The sequence below is a fragment of the Rhodovulum sp. P5 genome (genome assembly GCF_002079305.1).
Classification (GTDB): domain Bacteria; phylum Pseudomonadota; class Alphaproteobacteria; order Rhodobacterales; family Rhodobacteraceae; genus Rhodovulum.
The window spans coordinates 4,093,119-4,116,084 of the sequence record NZ_CP015039.1 but is presented as its reverse complement, the minus strand read 5'-3'; the positions used below and the strand labels follow the sequence as shown (position 1 = coordinate 4,116,084).

Below are 22,966 nucleotides of genomic sequence, written 5' to 3'. Positions count from 1 at the left end.
GGGGGCCCCTTATCCGTCCAGCATGTGATGGCCCGGCGCCGCGGCCAGAAGGGCCCTGGTATAGGCGTGCTGCGGGTTGGCATAGACATCGGCCGTGGGGCCGCTTTCCACCACCACCCCGTGCTGCATCACCATGATCCGGTCGCAGACCTGCGCGGCCACCCGCAGGTCATGGGTGATGAACAGCATGGCAAGATCGAACTCCTTGCGCACCTCTTCCAGCAGGTCCAGCACCTGCGCCTGAACGGAGACGTCCAGCGCCGACACGGCCTCATCCGCGATCAGCGCCACGGGTTCCATCGCCAGGGCACGGGCGATGCAAATCCGCTGTCGCTGCCCGCCGGAAAACTGGTGCGGGAACCGTTCCAGCGCGGCGGGGTCAAGCCCCACGATCCGCATCAGCCGTTCGGCGCGGTGCCGGGCCTCTCCCGCCGGGATGCCGAAATTCATCGGCCCCTCGACGATGGACTGGCCGACCGTCCGGCGCGGGTTGAGCGAGCGGTAGGGATCCTGGAACACGATCTGGATGTCCCGGCGATGGTCGCGCATCGCGCCCTCGCGCAGGGCGGCGATATCCTCGCCATTGATCAGGATCCCGCCCGAGGTCGGGTCGATCAGGCGCATCACGCAGCGCGCCACGGTGGACTTGCCAGACCCGCTTTCGCCGACGATGCCCAGCGTCTCCCCCCGGTTCACGACGAAGTTCACGTCCTGCGCCGCATGGACCACGCGCCCGCCCCCGAACAGCCCCTTGGTCCCGTAGCGCTTGTCCAGATGCCGCGCCTCGATCACCTTGGCGGCCCTTGCGGGCGCGCGGGCGGGCGGTTCCATCGACGGGACGGCGCCGATCAGCATCTTGGTGTAATCGTGCTGGGGGTTGCCCAGAACCTCTGCCACCGGGCCCTGCTCGACCACCCGGCCGTGCTGCATCACCAGCACCCGGTCGGCGATTTCCGCCACCACGCCGAAATCATGGGTGATGAACAGAACACCCATGCCGCGCCGTTCCTGCAATTCGCGGATCAGCACGAGGATCTGCGCCTGCGTTGTGACGTCGAGCGCGGTGGTGGGTTCGTCCGCGATCAGCAGAACCGGTTCCAGCACCAGCGCCATGGCGATCATGATCCGCTGCCGCTGCCCGCCCGAAAGCTGATGCGGATAGCTGTCATACATCTTTTCTGGGTCGGGCAGATGCACGTCGGCCATCGCGGCGACGACCTTTTTCCGACGCTCTGTCGCGGACAGGTCGGTGTGAATCTCCAGCATCTCGGCGATCTGGTCGCCCACGCGGGCCACAGGGTTCAGGGCCGTCATCGGCTCCTGAAAGATCATCGCCATCTTTTCCCCGCGCAGCTTGCGGATGCGCCGGTCGTTGTCGGCGAGGATGTTCTCCCCCTCCAGCAGGATCTCGCCCGCCGTGGGGGTCAGGGCGCGCCGGTCGTGCAGGCCCATGACCGTGAAGGCGGTCACCGATTTGCCCGATCCGGATTCGCCCACGACGCAGACGATTTCGCCCTTTTCGACCTGAAAGGTGATGTCCTGCACCGCATAGGGCCGGTCGGCATGTTTGGGCAGGCTGACAGACAGCCCGCGGATATCCAGAACCGCCGTCATCGCATCGTCCTCGCAATCCGTGGGTCAAGCGTGTCGCGCAGCCCGTCGCCCACGATGTTCACCGCCAGAACCGTGACGGCCAGCGCGATGCCGGGGAAGAAGATGATCCACGGCGTCAACTGAAAGAACGTCCGCCCCTCGGACATGATGTTGCCCCAGCTCGGGATCTCGGGCGGGATACCGGCGCCGAGGAAGCCCAGGATAGCCTCGGTCAGCATGGCAGAGCCGCAGATATAGGTGGCCTGCACGATCAAGGGCGCGATGGTGTTGGGCAGAACATGGCGCGACATGATCAGCGGCACGCGGGTGCCCGCCGCAATGGCGGCCTCGACATAGGGTTCTTCGCGCACGGTCAGCACGACGGAGCGGACCAGCCGCACCACCCGCGGGATCTCGGGGATGACGATGGCAATGACCACGGTCGCCAGCGTGGCCCCGGACAAAGAGATCATCGCGATGGCCAGCAGGATCGCGGGGATCGACATCAGCCCATCCATCACCCGCATGATCAGCGCGTCGGCCCATCGGATATAGCCCGCGACAAGGCCCAGCACCAAACCGATGGCAATCGCGACAACCGCCACGGTCAGCCCCACGATCAGCGACACGCGCGCGCCGTTGACCACGCGGGAAAACACGTCGCGCCCCAACTGGTCGGTGCCGAAAAGCCCGTATTCGCCGGGCGGCTTCAGCCGCGACATCGGGTTCAGCGCCACCGGGTCAAGCGTGAAGAACGGCCCGATGATCGCGATCAGCACGATGGCAATCAGCAGAAGGCTGCCCCACAGCACCCCCTTGTGGCGCGCGGCAATGCGCCAGAGGCTGACATCCTCGGCCGGGGCCGGCATCTCGACGGATTGGTCGGCCATCAGTAGCGGATCCTCGGATCAAGGAAGGTGTAGGTCAGGTCGATCAACAGGTTCAGAAGGATGTAAAGGAAGCTGAAGAACAGGATCAGGCCCTGGATGATCGGGTAGTCGCGCGCCAGAACCGCATCCAGCACCAGCCGCCCAAGCCCGGGAATGTTGTAGACGCTTTCGGTAACGACGACCCCGCCGATCAGAAGGGCGATGCCGATGCCGATCACGGTGACGATGGGTACCGCCGCGTTGCGGAGCGCATGGCGCATCAGCACCTTGAACTCGCTTTGCCCCTTGGCGCGGGCGGTGCGGATATAATCCTCCTCCAAAACCTCGATCACCGAGGCGCGGGTCATCCGGGCGATCAGCGCGATGAAGATCACGCTGAGCGTGACGGTCGGCAGGGTGATGTGGCGCAGGAACGGGATCAAGCCGTCCTCGAACGGCGAGCGATAGCCCTGAACCGGCAGGACATGCAGGTTCAGCGCGAAGACGTAGATCAGGATATAGCCCAGCACGAAGACCGGCACCGAGAAGCCCCCGACCGAGAACAGCATCACCACCCGGTCGACCCAGCTTCCCGCCCGGAACGCGGCCAGGGTGCCAAGGGGAACCGCAACCGCGATGGAAAACAGGATCGTGGTCAGGGCCAGCAGCATCGTCGGCTCGATCCGCTGGGCGATCAGTTCCACCACGGGCTTGTTGGAAAAGATCGAGGTCCCCAGATCGCCCTGCATCAGTTGCGCGACCCATCGGAAGAACTGCACCACGATGGGGTCAGACAGGCCCAACTGTTCGCGGATGCGGGCCACATCCTCGGCGGTGGCATAGTCGCCCGCGATCACGGCGGCCGGGTCGCCGGGGGCCAGGCGCAACAACAGAAAGACGAACAGCGCAACGACCAGCATGACCGGCACGGTCATCAGGATGCGCTTCAAGACATAACCGAGCATCGGGCACTCCGGAACAGGGATGCGGGGGACAGGCCCCCCGCATCGGGATCATTCAGGCCGCCGGTCCTATTCGACCGACATGTTCCAGAAGAACTGCACCGGCGACTTGATCAGGCCCTTGACGTTGTTGCGATAGGCAACCGGCACGAAGAACTGGCCCAATTCGCCCGAGGCACCGATGGCCCAAAGCCGCTCTTGCACCTTCTCGGCAAGCGCCTTCTTCTCTTCCGCCGTGCTGGCCTGCGCAAAGGCGGTGCGCGCCTCTTCCAGCTCGGCATCCGCTGCCCAGCCGAACCAGCCCTTGTCGGGGTTGCCCGAGAACGCGATGGCCATCGGGTCGATCACGTCGGCGCCGATCCACCAGGTGTGGAAGATGTTCCAGCCGCCCTCGCCCACCGGGTCGCGCAGCGCCCGGCGAGAGGTCAGCGTGGCCCAGTCCATCGCCTCAAGCTTCACGTTGAAGCCCGCCTTGCGCAGCTTTTCGGCGGTGACCAGCGTGAAGGCCGACAGCACCGGGATGTCGGTCGGGTGCATGATGACCACCGGCGTGCCGTCATAGCCGGTCTCGGCCAGTGCGGCCTTGGCCTTTTCGATGTCGCCCGTCGCCATCACCTCGGACCCGACATCGTTGGTCAGCGGCGTGCCGCAAGGGTAGACCGAATAGCAGGTCTTCCAGTAGTCGGGGTTGCCGATGGCAGCGGCAAGGTAGTCTTCCTGCTTCATCGCCATGATCGCGGCGCGCCGGACGGCGGCATCGTCGAAGGGCGGCAGAATATGGTTGAAGCGGGCAAAGCCGATGCTGCCGAGGGGATCGTTGACCTCTACCGTGATATCGGGGTTCGACGCCATGATCGGCGCAAGGTCCGGCGCGGGCTGTTCGAAGAAGTCGATCTCACCGGCCATCAGCGCGTTCATCGCCGTGGTGTTGTCGGGGAAATACTGCCAGATCACCTTGTCGACCTTGGCGACCTTGCCGCCCGACGCGGCAGAGGGCGGTTCGTCCCGCGGCACGTAGCCCTCGAACTTGGTATAGACGACCTTCGATCCCGGCACCCATTCATCGGCCTGGAACACGAAGGGGCCAGAGCCGGTGTAGTCGGTGATCTGCTCGAACGGGTCGGTCTCGGCCACGCGCTTGGGCATGATGAACGGCACGTTGGAGGAAATCTTGCCGATGGATTCCAGCACGAGGCCGAACGGTTCGGACAGGGTCATCACCACCGTCTTGTCGTCCGGGGCCTCAAGGCTTTCGACCACGCCAAACAACTGCTGCCCCATCCCGTCGCGCGCGCCCCAGCGTTTCAGGGACGCCACGACATCCTCACCCGTCACCGGCGCGCCATCGTGGAATGTCAGCCCGTCGCGCAAGACGAAGGTCCAGACCAGACCGTCGTCGGAGGTTTCCCACGTCTCCACCATCTGCGGCTGCGGCTTGAAGTTCTCGTCCATCGCAAACAGCGTGTCGTAGATCATGTAGCCGTGGTTGCGCGAGATGTAGGCGGTGGTCCAGATCGGGTCGAGGTTCTTCAGATCCGCGTGCGGAATCACCCGAAGCACGCTTTCGGCGCGTGCGTCGCTGGCCAGCGGTCCCATCGCCAGCGGAACCGCAAGCGCCGTGGTCAGAAGCGCACGTCTGGTGAGCAGAGTGAGGCGTGAAAGCATCCAAGTCTCCCTGTTTGTGGGCGAAACGAGTGAGTTCCGCCTGCTTATTTTCTTGGCAGCATGTGTTGGCCCCTCCTAACCTGTCAAGAAAATGATCCGACCGACGCGCCCCGGCCTTTTCGCGACGCCGGGACAATCAGCAGGGAGAACCGCGTGACGACCGTTTTCAGGGCAAGCAAGATCATCACCATGGACCGCAACCGGCCAGAGGCCACCCATGTGGCCGTGAAGAACGGCCTGATCGTGGCCGTGGGCGATGCCGATTGCGGGGACGGATGGGGCGAGGTGACCCGTGACGACCGCTTTGCCGACCGGGTGATCCTGCCGGGTCTGGTCGAGGCGCATGCCCATGTCATGGCCGGCGGCGTCTGGCGCTATGCCTATTGCGGCCACTACACCCGGACCGACCCGGATGGGCGCGACTGGCCGGGCCTTGATACCTATGACGCGTTGATCGACCGGCTGACGGCGGTGGCGAAGGATACGGCCGCGGGCGAACCGGTTGTCGGCTGGGGGTTCGATCCGAATTTCGTGGAGGGGCGCAGGCTGGATCGCGGCCATCTGGATCAGGTGTCCACCGACCATCCGGTGGTGGTGCTGCATTCCAACTTTCACCTGCTGTCGTGCAACGGACTGGCGATGGAGCGCGCGGGCATCACCCGCGACAGCAACATTCAGGGCGTGATCCGGGACGGTGACGGAAACCCCAATGGCGAGATGCAGGAATTCGCCGCGATGGGGCCGGTGATGGATGTGGCCGGCGTGAAATTCAGCGATCTCTCGGATGCCGATGCACTCCGCGCCTATGGCAAGGTCGCGCGCAATTGCGGCGTGACGACGGTGGCCGACCTGTTGTCGGACCTGCACGATCAGGAACTGGCGATGGTGGAGCGGGTGACGGGCGAAGACGGATTTCCCGCCCGCTACGTGCCCATCATGAACGCGATGGTCGATGACCCGGAGCGGGAGGCCGCCCGCGCCGTGGCGATGCGGTCGCGTTCGACCGACAAGCTGCATCTGGGCCGGGCAAAGCTCTTCACCGACGGCGCGATCCAGGGCGGCACGGCGATGCTGAAGGCCCCCGGCTATTTCGCGATCGAGGATCACGGCATCTGGAACATGGAGGTCGACCATTTCCGCGCCGCGGTAAAGGCGCTGCACAAGGCCGGCGTCAAGACGCACATCCACACCAATGGCGACGCGGCCTCGGAACTCGCCATCAGCGCCTATGAGGCGGCGATGCTAGACAGCCCCAACCCCGATCTGCGCCACACGCTGGAACATGTGCAACTGGCCGGGATCGACCAGTTCAAGCGGATGCGCGCGCTGGGGCTGACCGTGAACCTCTTCGGCAATCACCTGCATTATTTCGGCGATCTGCACTGGGCGAAAACGGTCGGGCCCGACCGCGCCGCGCGGATGGATGCCTGCGCCGATGCGGCCGAGGTCTTCGGCGGCGACTTCGCCATCCATTCCGACGCGCCGGTGACGCCCATGGCGCCGCTGTTCACCGCGTGGTGCGCGGTCAACCGGTTGACGGAAAAGGGCCGCCAGCTTGGCACCAGCCAGCAGATCAGCGTGGCGCAGGCGCTTTACTGCATCACGATGGGCGCGGCCTACGTGCTGAAGATGGACGACCAGATCGGATCTATCCAATGCGGCAAGCGGGCCGATTTCTGCGTGGTGGACCGTGATCCGCTGGCCGTTGATCCGGTCGCGTTGCGCGACGTGCAGCCGGTCGCCACCGTTCTGGGCGGAGAGGTGACCGCATGACCCGCATCGCCGTTGCAGGCTTTCAGCACGAAACCAACACCTTCGCGCCCCAGCCCACCACATGGGACCTGTTCGAGAAGCGCGGCGCCTGGCCGGAACTGACCCGCGGGGCGGATCTGATCGACCGGTTCCGGGGCCTCAATATCCCGCTGTCGGGCTTCATGGCAGAGTGCCGGCACGATCTGGTGCCGCTCCTTTGGGCCGGGGCAGAGCCGGGCGGCTATGTCGCGGCTGACGCCTTCGACCGGATCGTGGGCGAGATCGTCGCGGGCGTGCAGGCGGCCGCGCCCGATGCACTCTACCTCGACCTGCACGGGGCCATGGTCACCCGCGACGCCCCCGATGCGGAGGCGGAAATCCTGGCCCGTATCCGCCGGGCCATGGGGCCGGATTTTCCCATCGCGGTCAGTCTGGACCTGCACGGCAATCTCAGCCCCGCGTTTTTCGACGCCGCCACCGTGGTCACCGTCTATCGCACCTATCCCCATACCGACATGGCCGAGACCGGGGCGCGGGCGGCGCGGCTTCTGGATGCCGCGATGACCCGACCGGTGGCCAAGGCGTTTCGCCAGGGCGGCGCCCTGATCCCGATCACGGCGCAATCGACGGAGTTCAGCCCCGGCGCGGAGCTTTACGCCGCCCTGCCCGGCCGCGATGCCTTGTCGGTCGATCTGGCCTCGGGCTTTCCGCCCGCCGACATCCCCGATTGCGGGCCGTCGATCTTCGCCTATGCCGAGACGCAAGAGGCCGCCGACCGCGCCGCCGATGAAACGCTCGCCCATCTGAACGCGGTGGAGGGCGCCTTTGACGACCGGCTTCTATCCGCCCCCGACGCGGTTGCACGGGCGATGGCGGGCCCCGGCCCGGTGGTGATTGCCGATGTGCAGGACAACCCCGGCGCCGGCGGCACCGGAGAGACCACCGGCCTGCTCCGCGCATTGGTCGAGGCGCAAGCCCCCGATGCGATCCTGTCGATGCTGTTCGATCCCGCCGCCGCCGCGGCGGCGCATCAGGCAGGCCTCGGTGCCGAGATCATCCTGCCCCTTGGCGGGCACTACACGCAGTATTCGCAGCCCCTGACGGCCGAGGTGATCGTCGAAACCCTGTCGGACGGGCGGTTCCGCTGTACCGGGCCGATGTTCGGGGGATCGGATGCCGATATGGGGCCGACCGCCTGCCTGCGTCTGAAGGGCACCGGCATCCGGGTCGTCGTCGGCTCCGCCCGCGCGCAAAATGCGGATCAGGAGTTCTTCCGAGTCGTCGGGCTGGAACCGGCGGAGCATGCCATCGTCTGCGTGAAAAGCGCGATCCATTTCATGGCCGACTACAAGCGGATCGCGCCAACGATCCTTTTTGCCGAAACACCCGGGGCCAATCCGTGCAACCTGGCCGCCATTCCCTTTACCCGGCTGAGATCCGGCATTCGGCTGGGTCCCGGCGGGCCGATGCGGGGCTGACGGCAAAGAACGCGGGGAACGACCCAAAGACCAAAGCCGACACCAAGCGCCGAATGCGTCAAGGCCCGGCGTCCAGACGACGGCACGGGCGACCGCCGGAAGCTGGGCCGTGCCGCGTTGCAGGTTCGTTCGCCCGAACCATTCGTCACGGGGCCACAAGGGCGCAGAAACGACGCCAAAGCTGCCGCCAAAACCACCCTTTCCCACGGTTGAGAACCGCAGGGCGAAAACGCCTTGCGGTTTGGAACGCATCTGTTCGAAACTCACCACACCCGTGAGGCACGAACCCCAAGGGAGGGTATCGGATTTGAAGCGATTGAATTTCTCTTCCGACAGGGGACGATTCGCGTGTTAACAATCGGGTGACGGCGGCGCTGCGCAGCGGCGTTGTCCCATAGGGCTCCGATCGATCAAGGGAGGGATCGTGTCGCAACCACCAGTATCTGAATTGCAGCAACCCGTCGGTGACGTGGTGCGCAAGACAACGTGTTACATGTGCGCCTGCCGCTGCGGGATCAATGTTCACATCCGTGACGGCAAGGTCCGCTATATCGAGGGCAACCGCGACCATCCCGTCAACAAGGGCGTCCTGTGCGGAAAAGGTTCCGCCGGGATCATGCAGCACTATTCCCCCGCCCGCCTGCGCGCCCCGATGAAGCGTGTTGGCCCGCGCGGTTCCGGCGAGTTCGAGGAAATCAGCTGGGAGGAGGCGCTGACGCTGGCCACGGACTGGCTGGGCGAAGTGCGCAAGACCGACCCCAAGCGGCTGGCCTTCTTCACCGGTCGGGACCAGAGCCAGTCGCTGACCGGCTATTGGGCGATGCAGTATGGCACGCCGAACTTTGCCGCCCATGGCGGGTTCTGTTCGGTGAACATGGCGGCGGGGGGGCTTTACACCTTTGGCGGCGCGTTCTGGGAATTCGGCGATCCCGACTGGGACCACACGAAATATTTCATGCTGTTCGGCGTGGCGGAGGATCACGCCTCCAACCCGATCAAGATCGGCATCGGCAAGCTGAAGGCGCGCGGCGCCAAGGTCGTGTCGGTCAACCCCGTGCGCACCGGGTACAACGCCGTGGCCGATGACTGGGTGGGCATCCGCCCCGGAACAGATGCGCTGTTCGTCGGCGCCCTGATCCACGAATTGTTCCGGAACCAGACCATCGATCTGGACTATCTCGTGCGCTATACCAACGCGCCCTGGCTGGTGATCGAGGATCCCGGGGCGGCCGATGACGGGCTTTTCGCCCGCGACGACGCCGGAGAGCCGCTGCTCTTTGACACCGCGACTGGCGCGCTTGCGGGCTGCGGGTTCACCGGCAAGGATCAGGCACGGACAGAAAACCTGCCCCAGAAGCCGGCCCTGACCGGGCGGCGCACCCTGCCCGACGGGCGCAGCGCCCGCCCCGTCTTTGAACTGATGGCCGAACGCTACCTGTCGGACGACTATTCGCCCGAAAACGTGGCCGGGGTCACCGGCGTGCCGGCCGAACAGACAAGGCGCATCGCCGCGGAACTGGCCGAGGTCGCGTTCCAGCAGGAAATCGTGCTGGACCAGCCTTGGACGGACTGGACGGGGCGCAAGCATGACAAGATGATCGGGCGCCCGATCTCGATGCACGCAATGCGCGGGATCTCGGCCCATTCCAACGGCTTCCAGACCTGCCGGATGATCCACATCCTGCAGATCCTTCTGGGCTCCATCGATTGCCCGGGCGGCTTCCGCTACAAGCCGCCCTACCCGAAAGAGGCCCCGCCTTGGCTGTTGCCGCGCGGCGCGCCCAAGGATGTGCGCCCGCAGGAACCGCTGGGCGGCCCGCATCTGGGCTTCCCGCTGGGGCCGGAGCATCTGCTGCTGGACGGCACCACGCCGGCGCGGATCGACAAGGGGTTCAGCTGGGATGCGCCGATGTCGTCCCACGGGCTGATGCACATGGTCATCAACAATGCGGCCACGGGCGACCCCTACAAGATCGACGTCCTGTTCATGTACATGGCCAACATGGCGTGGAACTCGTCGATGAACGTGCCGGGCACCATCGACGCGTTGACCAAGAAGGATGAGAACGGCGACTACGTCATCCCCAAGATCATCTATTCCGACGCCTACTATTCGGAAACGGTGCCCTATGCCGACCTGATCCTGCCCGATACCACCTATCTGGAACGGTGGGACTGTATCTCGCTTCTCGACCGGCCGATTTCCGAGGCCGACATCGCGGCGGATTCGATCCGCTGGCCGGTGGTGGCGCCCGACCGCGACGTGCGCGGGTTCCAGGAGGTGGTGATCGAGCTTGGCGCGCGGCTGAAGCTGCCGGGCTTTGCCAATCCCGACGGGTCGCCGAAATATCCCGGCGGCTTCCCGGACTACATGGTGAATCACGAACGCCAGCCGGGCATCGGCCCGCTGGCCGGGTGGCGCGGCACCGACGGGTCGAAATCCGGGCGGGGGGAGCCGAACCCCAATCAGTTGGAACGCTATATCGACAATGGCGCCTTCTTCGCCCATCACCTGAAACCCGAACAGGCCTATTTCAAGCACGCCAACCGCGATTACCTTCAATGGGCGGCCGCGATGGGCTTTCGCGCGGAAACCAACCCAACGATCTTTCAGCTTTACTCCGAACCGCTGCAGGCCTTCCGCCTCGCGGCACGGGGGCATGGCGACCGGCACCCCCCGACACCCACCGGCCGCGGATCGAAAAATATTTCGACCCGCTGCCCTTCTGGTACGAACCGCTGGAAACCACGGCCGTCGACACGGTCAAGTTTCCGCTGCACGCCATCACCCAGCGCCCCATGCACATGTATCATTCGTGGGGCAGCCAGAACGCGTGGCTGCGCCAGATCACGGCGGCGAACCGGCTTTATATCCATCGCAACGTGGGCAAGAAAATCGGCGTTGCCGATGACGATTGGGTGTGGATTTCCTCCCATCTGGGCCGCGTCAAATGCCAGGTGCGGCTGATGTCTGGCGTCAACCCCGACACCGTCTGGACGTGGAACGCCATCGGAAAGCGCAAGGGCGCGTGGGGCCTGTCCGAGGACGCCCCCGAAAGCAAGGAGGGCTTTCTTCTCAACCACCTGATCTCGGAACTCCTGCCGAAGGGCGGTGGGGGGTATCGCTACTCCAACTCCGACCCGATCACCGGGCAGGCGGCATGGTTCGATCTGCGCGTGAACATCGCAAAGGCGGACGGAACGCATGAGAGCGAACCCCGGTTCGAGCCGTTGGGCCGCGGCGGGTTGCCCCCGTCACCGGACAAGCTGTCCTTCGGTAGAGAGTTCAGGAGGAAGGGCCAATGACCTCGCTTCCCAAGACGACGGGCCGAAAACTCGGTCTGGCCATCGACCTGGACATCTGCGTCGGCTGTCAGGCCTGTGTCACCAGTTGCAAGGAATGGAACACCGGCGGCTACAGCGCGCCCCTGTCCGACCACGACCCCTATGGCGCCGATCCGTCGGGCGCGTGGCTGAACCGCGTCCATTCGTTCGAGGTCGAGGCCGACGGCTGGTCGCGCACGCTGCATTTCCCGCGGTCGTGCCTGCATTGCGAAACGCCCGATTGCGTGACCGTCTGCCCCACCGGCGCCTCGTTCAAGCGCGAGGAAGACGGCATCGTTCTGGTCAATCCCGATACCTGCATCGGCTGCAAGCTGTGTTCCTGGGCCTGCCCCTATGGCGCGCGGGAATACGACCACGACGATGGCGTGATGAAGAAATGCACGCTTTGCGTGGACCGTATCTATAACGAAACGATCCCCGAAGAGGATCGCATCCCCGCCTGTGTCCGGGCCTGCCCAACGGGCGCACGGGCCTTCGGCGATTACAGCGACCCGACCAGCGCGGTCTGTGCCGCAGCAGAGGATCGCGGCGGTGTCAGCTTGCTGGAGGCGTTCGGCTACAAGCCGGTCAACCGGTATCTGCCGCCACGCCACGGGCCGACACCGCAGCTTCGGCATCACCAGCCCGGCCATCCGGCAAGCGCCGACGCCGCGGAACGCGTTGCCCCCCTGTCTGCCTCCCCCGCGCCGCAGCCGGACAAGACGGTTACCCTGGAAAAATTCTTCGCCTGGGTAGACCGGGCCCTGTCGAACTGAGGTCTGAACGATGCATCCAGCGTATTCCGTCATCTTCTTCACGACCTCGTCCGGCGCGGGCTATGGCCTTTTGTTCTGGCTGTGCGTGGCGCACCTGACCGGCAGCCTGCCCGAAAGCCCATGGGCCGCCCTCGTCGGTCTGGGCCTGGCACTCGCCCTGATCACCGCCGGGCTTGTCTCCTCAACCTTCCATCTGGGCCACCCGGAACGCGCTTGGCGCGCGCTCAGCCAGTGGCGCAGTTCCTGGCTCGCGCGCGAAGGGGTCGCCGCGGTGGCGACCTATGTGCCCGCCGGTGCCCTGGGGCTGCTCTGGGTTCTCGGCGCCGGTCCGGCATGGACGACCCCGGCCGCGATCCTTGCAGCCCTCGGTGCCGTGGCCACGGTCTATTGCTCCGGCATGATCTACGCATCTCTCAGGACAATCCCGCAATGGCATCACTCCATCGTGCCGTCGATCTATCTGGTGCTGGGGGCGGCAAGCGGGGCGCTTTTGCTTGATGCGATCCTGTCGATGTTCGCCGGGGTCTCGGTCACCGCCACCTTTGCCGCGGCCCTCAGCCTCGTCGGGGGGCTTGCCCTCAAACGCTGCTATTTCGAACGTCTGGATGTCGAGCCCAAGCAGTACACACGGGCCATGGCCCTCGGCATGCCGGAGGGGGCGGAGATCACACCGCTTGACCCGCCGCATACGATGCCGAACTTCGTCATGCGCGAAATGGGGTTCGAGGTGGCACGCCGCCATGCAACCCGGCTGCGGATGCTGATGATGGCGACGCTCTTCGGTGTGCCGCTGGCGATGGTCGTGGTCGCGTTCTTTCTGAGCGGCGCGGCCCCGTTTCTTCTTGTGCTTGCAGTGCTTTCGGCCGGGGTCGGAGTGCTGATCGAACGCTGGCTGTTCTTCGCAGAGGCGCAGCATCTGTCGATGCTCTACTATTCCCGGTCGAGGGTCTGAGGCCCCCTCAACTCAAGGCCTGAAAAGGCAAGGGCCCGGAACGCAAATCGTCCCGGGCCGTTGTCGGGCGGGGCCGAAATGCCCCCGCACTCCGCAATCCCTACAGGAAGGCGAGTGCCACCCCGATGGCAATCAGGATCAGCATCAACCCGCCCCCGGCTTTGCCGGTGTGATGCCGCCCCAGAAAGATGATGACGCTGCCCAAGGCCAGAAGCGCGCAGAGATCGGCGGCCATTTCGGGGTCGAGCGTCATTTGTCCGCCCTCCATTCCGCGAGGGCCGGGTTGCTGGCGCCAGACGTCTTGATCGGGGCGTCTGAACTCTTCGCCGTTGCGTTCCGGTCGTCCGACAACGCCCGCAGCATGTCGAGGTTGCGCACGACGACCGGGGCCAGCGCCATGCTTTCGGCGATGGAGCGCTGAAACTCCTGCCCCTTCGCCTGATAGCGTGCGCCAAAGTAAAAGCTGATGATGGCCCCCAGCAGCCACCAAAGCGGCTCTGGCACCAGCGCAACCCCCTGCATCCGCGCGGCGAACCACACCGGATCAACCATGGCAGAGACAGCCAGAAACACCGTACCAAGCGCCATGAGCGGCCGGGGCAAGCGGTTCATCCCGTCGATGAGCGTGTCGAAGAAACTCCGCTTTGGGTTGGCGAATTCATGGGCGAATTCCTCCAGCACGGCACGCTGCAATTCGAAACTGCGCTGGTCGGCCTCGTCGGCATTCACGCGGAAGACCTCCGCCGCTTCCTTCACCACATTGGCGCCATTGCCCACCAGCGCACCGGCGACGCTTTGCACTATCCCCATGCGCGCACCCGTTCGCGATGTTCTGCGTCCGTCAGATGATGGCGGGGCGAGATGAATTCCTCGGCCCGGCGGATCCAGCCGCCCTTGCCGCCTTCGCGGTTGGTTGCATATTTGCGGCTGGCCGGGCGGCGGTCGGCAATGGCGTAGTAATAGTTGCGCCGGGCAATGCCGTAGACGTCGGCGATATGATCGGGTGCATCCCGCGCCGCGGAACGGGCGGCCTGGATGGTTTGCGGGCCGATGATCCCGTCCACCGACACCGACTGCCCCATCTCGTTCAGGACGTCCTGAAGGATGCGGACGGCATTGGCCCCGGCATTCACATACATGTCGAAGACCGACGGTTGCAGACAGTCCGGCAGGGCATCCACATGCGGACGGTGAAAATAGTGCTCGATGAAGATGTCGACGGCCTGGTCCTTGCTCAGCGCCTGGACGTCTTTCCAGTTGACCTTGCCGTCGCGGGTCAGGTCCATACCCATCCGGCGCATGGTATGCACCGTCACGCCGTGCTTGGTGGCGCCGCCGGGGTCGTCGGGATCGTTGACGTAGCCCCCTTCGCGGTTGACGATTTCCCGCGCTAGGTCTCGGACGGTTTTCATGTTGTCCCCCGGTCTGAATTGGAAACCGGGGGAACTGTCTGCCGAAAGGGTTGAGATGTGCGTGCGCGACCGTTCGGCGGGTTAGCCGGATGGTGACGGTCGCGGCCCTGTTCTTCCGTGCTCAGGCATCAGGCGCGTTCTTGGTCCGGCACGACCGGCAAGGTCTGTGTTTCTCGTCCCGGAAGACCCCTGCACCTTCGTGGCACGGGACACCCCACCGCGGGGTGCAGGCCGGAAGTGCCTAGCTGCCGTTGGGATCGCGGTACTCGCCACTTTTCTTCAGGGTATCGATAACTTCCTTGGGCATGTAGCTTTCGTCATGCTTGGCAAGGATCTCGGTCGCCTCAAAGACGCCGTCAACCAAGCGCCCCGTCGCAATCGTGCCCTGATTTTCCGAGAAGAGATCAGGCAGCACGCCGGTAAAGGCCACGGGCACCACAGCGCCGGCATTGTCGGTCACTTCAAACCTGATGGTCTCACCCTGCCCGCGTTGCAGGCTGCCGCCCATCACCAGCCCACCGATGCGGAAGACCTCCGTCGGCGGCGGCGGCGATGCGATGACCTGGCTCGGTTCGCGGTAGAAGTTGATCCCGTCCCGCATCGCATAGCCGATCAGGCCCGTCGACACGGCCAGCGCCACGAAGGCCACGATGATGATCTGAATCCGGCGTTGTTTCTTTAGTCCGCGCATCGTCTCTCTCCGTCAGGGGAAGCATGGGGCCAGCATCAGCCCAGTCTCCTCCGCACTCCCCAGCATCAGGTTGGCGTTCTGTATCGCTTGTCCCGAAGACCCCTTGGTCAGGTTGTCGAGCACGGCGATCACCATCGCCCGGCCCGGCCGCCTGTCCGCCACCACGCCGATATGCGCGAAATTGGAACCGCGCACATGCCGGGTGGAGGGATGTTCGCCAAACGGCAAAACCTGAATGAAGGTTTCACCTTCATAGGCGTTTGCCAAGGCCCCGTGGATCGCCTCCGCCTCGCCCCGGACATAGACGGTGGCCAGAATCCCGCGATTGGCCGGGATCAGATGGGGGGTGAACTGCACCTCGACCTTGCGGCCCGCAGCGCGTGAGAATTCCTGGTCGAACTCCCCCAAATGCCTGTGAATCCCGCCCACGGCATAGGCGTGATAGCCTTCGGACAGTTCCGCATGCAGCAGGTTTTCCTTCAGCGCCCGCCCCGCCCCCGAGACCGCCGCCTTGAGGTCGATCACAATCTCGTCAAGGTCGATCACGCCCGCCCGGATCAGCGGGATCAGGGCGTATTGCCCGGTCGCCGCATTGCATCCGGTGCCCGCCACCAACCGCGCTGCGCGAATCTCATCGCGGTAGAATTCGGTCAGGCCATAGACGGCCTCGGCCTGCATCTCGACCGCGGCATGGGGTTTGCCATACCATTTCTCGTATTCCGCCGGGTCGCGCAGCCGAAAATCGGCGGAAAGATCCACGATCTTCAGATCGCGCGGCAAGTCCTTGATCACCGCCTGCGAGGTCGCATGGGGCAGCGCGCAAAAGGCCAGATCGACGCCCGAGAAATCGATATCTTCTATCTTAACCAGATCGGGCAGGTCGAGATGGCGCAAATGCGGGAACACGGCCGCCATGGGCTGGCCCGCCTTACGTTCGCCCGAGAGGGCGACGATCTGCATGTCGGGATGGGTGGCGATCAGCCGGACAAGTTCTGCCCCGGTATAGCCCGAGGCGCCAAGTATGGCGACGGAATGGGTCATCGGTTCTTCCTGCGATTTATGGGTATCTAGACGCGTTCCAGGCGCGTCGCAATCAGGCGGCGCGAAATTCGATGCGTCGTCGCAGGAATTGCGTGGCCTTGTCCGACACGGTCGCCGGGTCACCGGTGGTCAGGAACATCGTCTCGGTCCCGGCGCCAAGCATGTCGGGGTGGCGAGCCAGATAGTCGGCAAGGCTTTCGGCCACCAGATCGGCCTGCGAATAGACCTTGACCTGAGGCCCCAACACGTCCTGAAACGCCTTTTCCATCAGCGGGTAATGCGTGCAGCCAAGGATCGCGGCCTCGGGGTGTGGCATCCGCCGTTTCAGGGCCTCCACATGGCTGCGCACCAGCGCCTCTGCCAGCATCTCGTCGCCTTCCTCGATCGCATCGACAAGTCCGCCACAGGGCTGCGCCTCCACATCCACACCGATGGCGCGGAACGCCAGTTCGCGCTGGAAGGCCCGGCTGGCCACCGTCGCGGGCGTGGCGAACAGGGCCACATGCTTTACCTCGACCTCCCGCGGGGGGGAGTTGTCGCCCCAGCGCCGTTCCGTCAGCGCCTCGATCAGCGGAACGAACACGCCCAGCACCCGCTTATCCTCCGGCGCCCAGCTTTCCTGCATCCGGCGCAGGGCAGCGGCAGAGGCCGTGTTGCAGGCCAGGATCACCAGATCGCAGCCGGCCTCGAACAACCGGCTGACGGCAGCGGTGGTCAGGTCATAGACGTTTTCCGCATCGCGGATGCCATAGGGGGCATGGGCGTTGTCACCGAAATAGACGAACGGCACATCGGGCAACCGCTTCGACACGGCATCCAGAACCGTCAGCCCGCCCAGACCGGAATCGAAAACGCCAACCGCCATAGCCCTATGCCTTGTATCTTTGATCGAACTCGTAGCCGTAATCGAACGACTTCAGAGGTGTCGGAGACAACTCATAGGTTGAGTTGCGCAGGAAATCCATCATCGCCTTGGTATCACCGCCAAGGGCATTCAGCCGCGCCCGGTCGATGGGCTGGCCGATGACGACCCGAACGGGTTCGTCCAACCGCGCCCGGAACTCGTTGATCAGCAGCGCAAGGCGCAATGTTTCATGCAGATGGCTGGCCAGTTGGAACAGGCGAGAGTTATGCCCGTCGAAAAACATCGGAACGACCGTGGCATCCGACTTTGCCACCATCCGCGCGGTGAAACTGCGCCACCCCGGATCCATCGGGCAGGAAAACGGGCGAAGCGATGTCGATACGGTCCCGCCGGGGAACACGCCGATCGCCCCACCTTGGGCCAGATAGTCCAGCGCCGCCTTGCGGGTCTGGATGTTTAACTGCTGCGCGGCGCGGGTGTCCTCGAACGTGATCGGCAGGATCACCTTGTTCAGGGCTTCGGCCTTTCTAAAGACCGAATTGGCGAGGATACGGAAATCGCCCCGCACATGGGACAGGATATGCCCCATCATCAGCCCGTCGAGAATGCCGTAGGGGTGGTTCGCGATCAGGATCAGGGGGCCAGAAGCCGGGATATGGTCCAGGCTGCCCCCGGCGATATCCAGCGTCAGGCCATATCGGTCCACCATCACGTCCCAAAAATCGCGGCCCTGCTCGACCTCGCGCTCATAACCCCGGGCCCTGCGGATCAGACCGATCCGTCCCGTCGCGTTTTCCAGAACCCGGATCAGGGCGCGGCCCCGCCGCGTCCGGGCGGACGTGGCATAGCTGATATCCCGCGCGACGTGGCCCTGCATGGCCGTCCCCCGACAAGCGCCCGGCCCCGCGCCGGATAACGTTTGCAGCTACACCGAATCGGGGCCTTCGCAAAGTTCTTATGACAGCTTCGCCACAACTTGTTCCGAAAGCGTCGCAGCGGGCACAAGGGTTGGCATCCTATTCCGCTGCCACCTGAACCGGCGCCGCACCGGCACGGAACGCGGCCAACAGTTCGTCACGCCGCGCGGCGGCTTCCTTCTCTGCCTTGGCCTTGACCGGGCCGAAACCGCGGATCGTCAGCGGCAGCTCCGCAAGGGCGATGGCGGTGTCCAGCGTGTCGGGTGTGACCACGTTCAGAACCTCGTCCATATCGGCCTCATACTGACGGATCAGCGCGCGTTCCCGCCGCCGCTCCTCCTGCCAGCCGAATGGGTCGAGCGGCGTGCCGCGCAGGTGGCGCATCGACGCCAGCAGCCGGAACCCGCGCTCCATCGCCTTGCCATAGCCGCGCTTGCGGGGCCGCCCGGCGGCATCGGTGCCCGACAAAACCGGCGGCGCGAGGTGATAGGTGATTTCGAAATCGCCTGCGAATTCCTCCCGCGCTTTGTCGGCCGTTTCCAGATGCAGCCGCGCGACCTCATACTCGTCCTTGTAGGCAAGACATTTGTGATAGCCCTTGGCGATGGCCTCTTTCAGGCGCGCATCCCCGGCCCGGTCGACCAAACGGCGATACCTGCGGACCAGCCGCGCAGACTGATACGACGCCAGATGTGCCGTGCGGCTCTCGATCCTGTCGTCCAGCGTCTTTGGCAGGGCGACCATATGGCTTGCGACCACCTGCGCCGCCGCCTGCGGGTTCACCGCCGCCCAGCGTCCGATCTCGAAGGCGCGCAGGTTGCCCGCAACGCCGGCCCCGTTCAACTCGATCGCGCGGGTGATTGCCTCATGGCTCAGCGGGATCAAGCCATGTTGCCACGCGGCCCCCGTGACGATCATGTTGGCATAGATCGTGTCGCCCATCAGGCGCTGCGCCAGTTCCGTCGTGTCGAGCAACTGCAACCGATCCTTCAGCCGGGCCTGAAGCGCGACCTCCAGCCGGTCGGAGGGCACGCGGAATTCCGGATCGCGGGTGAAGGCACCGGTCACGATGTCATGGCTGTTGACCACCGCGCCCGTCCGCCCCGACGTCATCAGACCGATGGCCTTTGCCCCGGCCGTTACCACCAGATCGCCACCGATCACCGCATCGGCCTCTCCGGTCGCCACGCGGATGGCGGCGATGTCCTCCGGCCGCTCGGCAATCCGGCAGTGGATATGCACAGCACCCCCCTTCTGGGCGAGGCCCGCCATCTCCATCATCCCCGCCCCCTTGCCATCGACATGGGCGGCCATGGCAAGGATCGCACCGATGGTCACCGCGCCGGTGCCGCCGACGCCGGTGATGACGATGTTGTGGGTGCCGTCGATGGCCGGAAGCTCCGGCTCGGGCAGATCGCCGATGTCGATTTCCGCCGTCGCCTCTTTTCGCACCGTGGCGCCTTTCAGCGTCACGAAGGACGGGCAGAACCCCTTGAGGCAAGAGAAATCCTTGTTGCAGGCGGACTGGTCGATGGCGCGCTTGCGGCCGAATTCGGTGTCAACCGGGATGATGGCCACGCAGTTGGACTGCACCCCGCAATCGCCGCAGCCTTCGCAGATATCGGTGTTGATGAAGACGCGGGTATCGGGATCGGGGAAGGCGCCCTTCTTGCGGCGGCGGCGCTTCTCGGCCGCGCAGGTCTGGATATAGACGATGGCCGTGACGCCCTCGATCTCGCGCAGGTCTTCCTGCACCGCGATCAGGTCGGCACGGGGGTGACAGGCGACACTGGCGGGGAAACTCTTCGGGTCGACATCCTCTTTGTCGTCGTAGACGACGTCGACCCGCTTGACCCCCATCGCCAGCAATTCGGCCACGATCTGTTGCGCGCTCAGGCCCCCGTCATTGCCCTGCCCGCCGGTCATGGCGACGGCATCGTTGTAGAGCACCTTGTAGGTGATGTTGGTCCCAGCCGCGACGGCCGCATGGATCGCCATCCGACCCGAATGGTTGTAGGTGCCGTCGCCGATATTCTGGAACACATGGGGCCGGTTGGAAAACGGCGCCTCGCCGATCCAGTTCGCGCCTTCGGCGCCCATATGAGTGTATCCGCTGGTCTCCCGGTCCATCCACATCGCCATGATGTGACAGCCGATCCCCGCATAGGCGCGCGACCCGTCGGGGATGCGGGTGGAGGTGTTGTGCGGGCAGCCCGCGCAGAAATAGGGCAGCCGTGCCGCCATATCCTCGGCATTGTCGGCGCGGCGTGCCTCGCGTATCCGCTCCAGCGCGGCGGTCAGGCGGTCCGATCCGCGCCCTTCCGCGATCAGAACCTCGCCCAGCTTTTCCGCGATCATCACCGGGTCGATCGCGTAGCGGGTCGGAAACAGAACCTCGCCCCGCTCGTTCTGGGCGCCGATGATGCGCCGCCCACGCCGGTCGTGGAAGATCGCCTCTTTCGCCTGCACCTCGATCAGCTTGCGCTTTTCCTCGACGCAAACGATCAGGTCTAGCCCTTCGGCGAAGCCCGCGAACCCTTTCATGTCAAGCGGCCATGTCTGACCGACCTTGTATGTCGTGATCCCCAGCCGCTCGGCCTCGGCCTCATCGATCCCCAAAAGGCCCAGCGCGTGAACCAGGTCCAGCCAGTTCTTGCCCGCGGCGACCAGCCCGATCTTCGCCCCCGGTTTGCCCCAGACCCGCCGGTCGATGCCGTTGGCATGGGCGAACGCCTCGGCGGCAAAGCGCTTGTGATCGACCAGCCGGGCCTCCTGCGCGACCCAGTGATCGTTCAGGCGGATGTTCAGCCCGCCTTGTGGCATGTCGAAATCGGGCGTCACGAACGCCATCCGGTCCCGGCCGCCGTCAACGACCGATGTCACTTCGACCGTGTCCTTCATCAGCTTAAGGCCGACCCACACCCCCGCAAAGCGCGACAGCGCGTAACCATAAAGCCCGAAATCGAGGATTTCCTGCACGCCCGCCGGGGACAGCACCGGGATGTAGGCATCCACCATCGCCCAGTCCGACTGGTGGCAGGTGGTGGAGCTTTCGCCGGTGTGGTCGTCCCCCATCGCCATCAGGACCCCGCCATGGGGCGAGGTGCCCGCAAGGTTGGCGTGCCGCATCACATCGCCGGAACGATCCACCCCCGGTCCCTTGCCGTACCAAAGGCCGAAGACGCCGTCATACTTGCCCTCACCACGCAATTCAGCCTGCTGCGTGCCCCAAAGCGCCGTGGCCGCCAGATCCTCGTTCAGCCCGGGCTGGAACAGCACCTGCGCGGCCTCCAGTTCTGCCCGGGCCCGCGTCATCTGCATGTCGACCGCGCCAAGTGGCGAACCACGATAGCCCGTCACGTATCCGCCGGTGTTCAATCCTGCCGCCCGGTCGCGGGCGTGCTGCATCAGCATCAGACGCACCAACGCCTGCGTTCCGTTCAGCAAGACCTGCGACTTGGCAAGATCGTATCTGTCGTGCAAGCTTATGTCCTGACGGACCATGGCATCCTCCCCTGAGATTGCGACTTGCTTGTGCTTGGGTCCATGTTAGGTCAAAAACAGTGACCTACAAAATCAATTTCGGGACAAGTCTTGGTTTGCATCGGGCAAATCCGCGCGGGTAGGACTGTTTCGCAAGGCGACATACCAGGTTTGCGGGAATTGCAGGATGGATTGGGACAAGCTCAGAATCTTTCACGCCGTTGCGGATGCGGGCAGCCTGACCCATGCGGGGGAAACGCTGCACCTGTCGCAATCGGCCGTCTCGCGCCAGATCCGCGCCCTGGAAGACAGTCTGGGGTCCACCCTGTTCCACCGGCATGCCCGCGGTCTGATCCTCACCGAACAGGGTGAATTGCTGTTCGACGCCACCAAGGCGATCAACAAGCGTCTGGACGCGGCCGTCGCACGCATCCGCGACAGCGTGGAGGAAGTCTTCGGCGAACTCCGGGTCACGACGACCACCGGGTTTGGCTCGCTCTGGCTGGCAAAGCGGTTGCCGAAACTCTATGCCCGCTATCCCGACCTCAAGATCGACCTGATGCTGGAAGAACAGGTCCTCGACCTGCCGATGCGTGAGGCCGACGTGGCCATCCGGATGAAGGAACCAAGCCAGGCCGACCTGATCCGCCTTCGGTTGATGAGTGTCCGAATGCGCCTTTACGCGATTCAAAGCTATCTGGACGCCAACGGCACGCCCGAGACCATGGACGACCTGACCGGCCATCGCCTGATCTGCCAGAACACAAGCTCCGCCCAGGTAAGCGCCGGGGCGCGGCTGGTGCGCGAACTGATGACGCACAACATCCCCTCTACCCTGACGGTGAACAACTATTTCGGCGTGTTGCAGTCGGTGTTGAACGGGCTGGGAATCGGGGTGCTGCCGGACTACGTCACCGCGGATCATCCGCAACTCGTCCGCGTGCTGCCGGATGTCGATTCGAACGAGGTTCCGGTCTACCTCGCCTACCCCGAGGAATTGCGCGCCTCGCGCAGGATTGCCGCCTTCCGGGAATTCATCACCGAACAGATCCTCGAAGAACGCCAGAAGCAGAAAGACGCGCAGGAACCGTGAGATTTCTGTCACACGCTTAACGGGTATTCCGCGACGCGGCATTTTTCCGTCTTGAACGCGTACAACTGGGTTCATAGTTGCGGTGACGAAGGC

At 64.7% G+C, this 22,966-nt stretch carries 17 protein-coding genes and 1 pseudogene; 6 read left to right on the top strand and 12 right to left on the bottom strand.

Annotated elements, in window-relative coordinates:
• Window positions 1-9: 9 nt before the first annotated feature.
• The 4 genes from RGUI_RS19570 to RGUI_RS19555 all read right to left on the bottom strand — a co-directional run bounded on the left by RGUI_RS19570 (window position 10) and on the right by RGUI_RS19555 (window position 5,089).
• Window positions 10-1,614 carry an ABC transporter ATP-binding protein gene (locus tag RGUI_RS19570; protein WP_081535877.1) on the bottom strand — a complete coding sequence of 535 codons (1,605 nt, stop codon included), beginning with the start codon at window positions 1,612-1,614 and terminating at the stop codon, window positions 10-12.
• Window positions 1,611-2,483, bottom strand: a complete 873-nt coding sequence (locus RGUI_RS19565; protein WP_081535876.1) for an ABC transporter permease — start codon at window positions 2,481-2,483, stop codon at window positions 1,611-1,613. The genes RGUI_RS19570 and RGUI_RS19565 overlap by 4 nt, the downstream gene beginning before the upstream one ends.
• Window positions 2,483-3,427 (bottom strand): ABC transporter permease, encoded by a 945-nt coding sequence (locus tag RGUI_RS19560; RefSeq protein WP_081535875.1) that lies wholly within the window; start codon window positions 3,425-3,427, stop codon window positions 2,483-2,485. Before RGUI_RS19560 ends, RGUI_RS19565 begins: the two co-directional genes overlap by 1 nt.
• 66 nt (window positions 3,428-3,493) lie before the next feature.
• Window positions 3,494-5,089 carry an ABC transporter substrate-binding protein gene (locus RGUI_RS19555; protein ID WP_081535874.1) on the bottom strand — a complete coding sequence of 532 codons (1,596 nt, stop codon included), beginning with the start codon at window positions 5,087-5,089 and terminating at the stop codon, window positions 3,494-3,496.
• Window positions 5,090-5,242: 153 nt separating this feature from the next.
• On the opposite strand from RGUI_RS19555, the gene RGUI_RS19550 reads away from it, so the two are divergent.
• From RGUI_RS19550 to RGUI_RS19530, 5 genes and pseudogenes are all read left to right on the top strand, one after another.
• Window positions 5,243-6,862 (top strand): amidohydrolase, encoded by a 1,620-nt coding sequence (locus RGUI_RS19550; protein ID WP_253798649.1) that lies wholly within the window; start codon window positions 5,243-5,245, stop codon window positions 6,860-6,862.
• Window positions 6,859-8,319 (top strand): M81 family metallopeptidase, encoded by a 1,461-nt coding sequence (locus tag RGUI_RS19545; RefSeq protein WP_081535872.1) that lies wholly within the window; start codon window positions 6,859-6,861, stop codon window positions 8,317-8,319. The genes RGUI_RS19550 and RGUI_RS19545 overlap by 4 nt, the downstream gene beginning before the upstream one ends.
• A 421-nt stretch (window positions 8,320-8,740) precedes the next feature.
• A pseudogene (locus tag RGUI_RS19540) lies at window positions 8,741-11,625 on the top strand (molybdopterin oxidoreductase family protein).
• Complete coding sequence (locus tag RGUI_RS19535; protein ID WP_081535871.1) at window positions 11,622-12,419, top strand: 4Fe-4S dicluster domain-containing protein; 798 nt, start codon at window positions 11,622-11,624, stop codon at window positions 12,417-12,419. Before RGUI_RS19540 ends, RGUI_RS19535 begins: the two are co-directional and overlap by 4 nt.
• A gap of 10 nt (window positions 12,420-12,429) precedes the next feature.
• Window positions 12,430-13,371: a DmsC/YnfH family molybdoenzyme membrane anchor subunit gene (locus tag RGUI_RS19530; RefSeq protein ID WP_081535870.1), complete on the top strand. Its 942-nt coding sequence runs from the start codon at window positions 12,430-12,432 to the stop codon at window positions 13,369-13,371.
• 100 nt (window positions 13,372-13,471) lie between these two features.
• On the opposite strand, the gene RGUI_RS21590 is transcribed toward RGUI_RS19530, so the two are convergent.
• The 8 genes from RGUI_RS21590 to RGUI_RS19495 form a co-directional block, all read right to left on the bottom strand.
• Window positions 13,472-13,624 carry a hypothetical protein gene (locus RGUI_RS21590; protein ID WP_156883037.1) on the bottom strand — a complete coding sequence of 51 codons (153 nt, stop codon included), beginning with the start codon at window positions 13,622-13,624 and terminating at the stop codon, window positions 13,472-13,474.
• On the bottom strand, window positions 13,621-14,181 hold the full coding sequence (locus tag RGUI_RS19525; protein ID WP_081535869.1) for a holin family protein: 561 nt from the start codon (window positions 14,179-14,181) through the stop codon (window positions 13,621-13,623). Before RGUI_RS19525 ends, RGUI_RS21590 begins: the two co-directional genes overlap by 4 nt.
• Window positions 14,172-14,783: a holin-associated N-acetylmuramidase gene (locus RGUI_RS19520; RefSeq protein WP_081535868.1), complete on the bottom strand. Its 612-nt coding sequence runs from the start codon at window positions 14,781-14,783 to the stop codon at window positions 14,172-14,174. Before RGUI_RS19520 ends, RGUI_RS19525 begins: the two co-directional genes overlap by 10 nt.
• 241 nt (window positions 14,784-15,024) lie before the next feature.
• The gene (gene ccmE, locus RGUI_RS19515; RefSeq protein ID WP_081535867.1) at window positions 15,025-15,474 is read right to left on the bottom strand and encodes a cytochrome c maturation protein CcmE; all 450 of its coding nucleotides are present in this window, start codon (window positions 15,472-15,474) and stop codon (window positions 15,025-15,027) included.
• A 12-nt stretch (window positions 15,475-15,486) separates the two neighbouring features.
• The gene (argC, locus tag RGUI_RS19510) at window positions 15,487-16,515 is read right to left on the bottom strand and encodes an N-acetyl-gamma-glutamyl-phosphate reductase (RefSeq protein WP_081535866.1); all 1,029 of its coding nucleotides are present in this window, start codon (window positions 16,513-16,515) and stop codon (window positions 15,487-15,489) included.
• Between the two features lie 52 nt (window positions 16,516-16,567).
• Window positions 16,568-17,380, bottom strand: a complete 813-nt coding sequence (murI, locus tag RGUI_RS19505; protein WP_081535865.1) for a glutamate racemase — start codon at window positions 17,378-17,380, stop codon at window positions 16,568-16,570.
• A 4-nt stretch (window positions 17,381-17,384) separates the two neighbouring features.
• Window positions 17,385-18,257 (bottom strand): lysophospholipid acyltransferase family protein, encoded by an 873-nt coding sequence (locus RGUI_RS19500; RefSeq protein ID WP_081535864.1) that lies wholly within the window; start codon window positions 18,255-18,257, stop codon window positions 17,385-17,387.
• Window positions 18,258-18,396: 139 nt separating this feature from the next.
• Entirely contained in the window at window positions 18,397-21,801 is a 3,405-nt protein-coding gene (locus RGUI_RS19495) for an indolepyruvate ferredoxin oxidoreductase family protein (protein ID WP_081535863.1), read from the bottom strand.
• A 166-nt stretch (window positions 21,802-21,967) separates the two neighbouring features.
• Here RGUI_RS19495 and RGUI_RS19490 point away from each other — a divergent pair, with 166 nt between their 5' ends.
• Complete coding sequence (locus RGUI_RS19490) at window positions 21,968-22,873, top strand: LysR family transcriptional regulator (RefSeq protein WP_081535862.1); 906 nt, start codon at window positions 21,968-21,970, stop codon at window positions 22,871-22,873.
• Window positions 22,874-22,966 lie beyond the last annotated feature (93 nt).

Bases quoted from the DNA above. Each gene is read 5' to 3' on its own strand.
- RGUI_RS19570 (WP_081535877.1), bottom strand. From the start codon at position 1,614: ATGACGGCGGTTCTGGATATCCGCGGGCTGTCTGTCAGCCTGCCCAAA.
- RGUI_RS19565 (WP_081535876.1), bottom strand. From the start codon at position 2,483: ATGGCCGACCAATCCGTCGAGATGCCGGCCCCGGCCGAGGATGTCAGC.
- RGUI_RS19560 (WP_081535875.1), bottom strand. From the start codon at position 3,427: ATGCTCGGTTATGTCTTGAAGCGCATCCTGATGACCGTGCCGGTCATG.
- RGUI_RS19555 (WP_081535874.1), bottom strand. From the start codon at position 5,089: ATGCTTTCACGCCTCACTCTGCTCACCAGACGTGCGCTTCTGACCACG.
- RGUI_RS19545 (WP_081535872.1), top strand. From the start codon at position 6,859: ATGACCCGCATCGCCGTTGCAGGCTTTCAGCACGAAACCAACACCTTC.
- RGUI_RS19535 (WP_081535871.1), top strand. From the start codon at position 11,622: ATGACCTCGCTTCCCAAGACGACGGGCCGAAAACTCGGTCTGGCCATC.
- RGUI_RS19530 (WP_081535870.1), top strand. From the start codon at position 12,430: ATGCATCCAGCGTATTCCGTCATCTTCTTCACGACCTCGTCCGGCGCG.
- RGUI_RS21590 (WP_156883037.1), bottom strand. From the start codon at position 13,624: ATGACGCTCGACCCCGAAATGGCCGCCGATCTCTGCGCGCTTCTGGCC.
- RGUI_RS19525 (WP_081535869.1), bottom strand. From the start codon at position 14,181: ATGGGGATAGTGCAAAGCGTCGCCGGTGCGCTGGTGGGCAATGGCGCC.
- RGUI_RS19520 (WP_081535868.1), bottom strand. From the start codon at position 14,783: ATGAAAACCGTCCGAGACCTAGCGCGGGAAATCGTCAACCGCGAAGGG.
- ccmE (WP_081535867.1), bottom strand. From the start codon at position 15,474: ATGCGCGGACTAAAGAAACAACGCCGGATTCAGATCATCATCGTGGCC.
- argC (WP_081535866.1), bottom strand. From the start codon at position 16,515: ATGACCCATTCCGTCGCCATACTTGGCGCCTCGGGCTATACCGGGGCA.
- murI (WP_081535865.1), bottom strand. From the start codon at position 17,380: ATGGCGGTTGGCGTTTTCGATTCCGGTCTGGGCGGGCTGACGGTTCTG.
- RGUI_RS19500 (WP_081535864.1), bottom strand. From the start codon at position 18,257: ATGCAGGGCCACGTCGCGCGGGATATCAGCTATGCCACGTCCGCCCGG.
- RGUI_RS19495 (WP_081535863.1), bottom strand. From the start codon at position 21,801: ATGGTCCGTCAGGACATAAGCTTGCACGACAGATACGATCTTGCCAAG.
- RGUI_RS19490 (WP_081535862.1), top strand. From the start codon at position 21,968: ATGGATTGGGACAAGCTCAGAATCTTTCACGCCGTTGCGGATGCGGGC.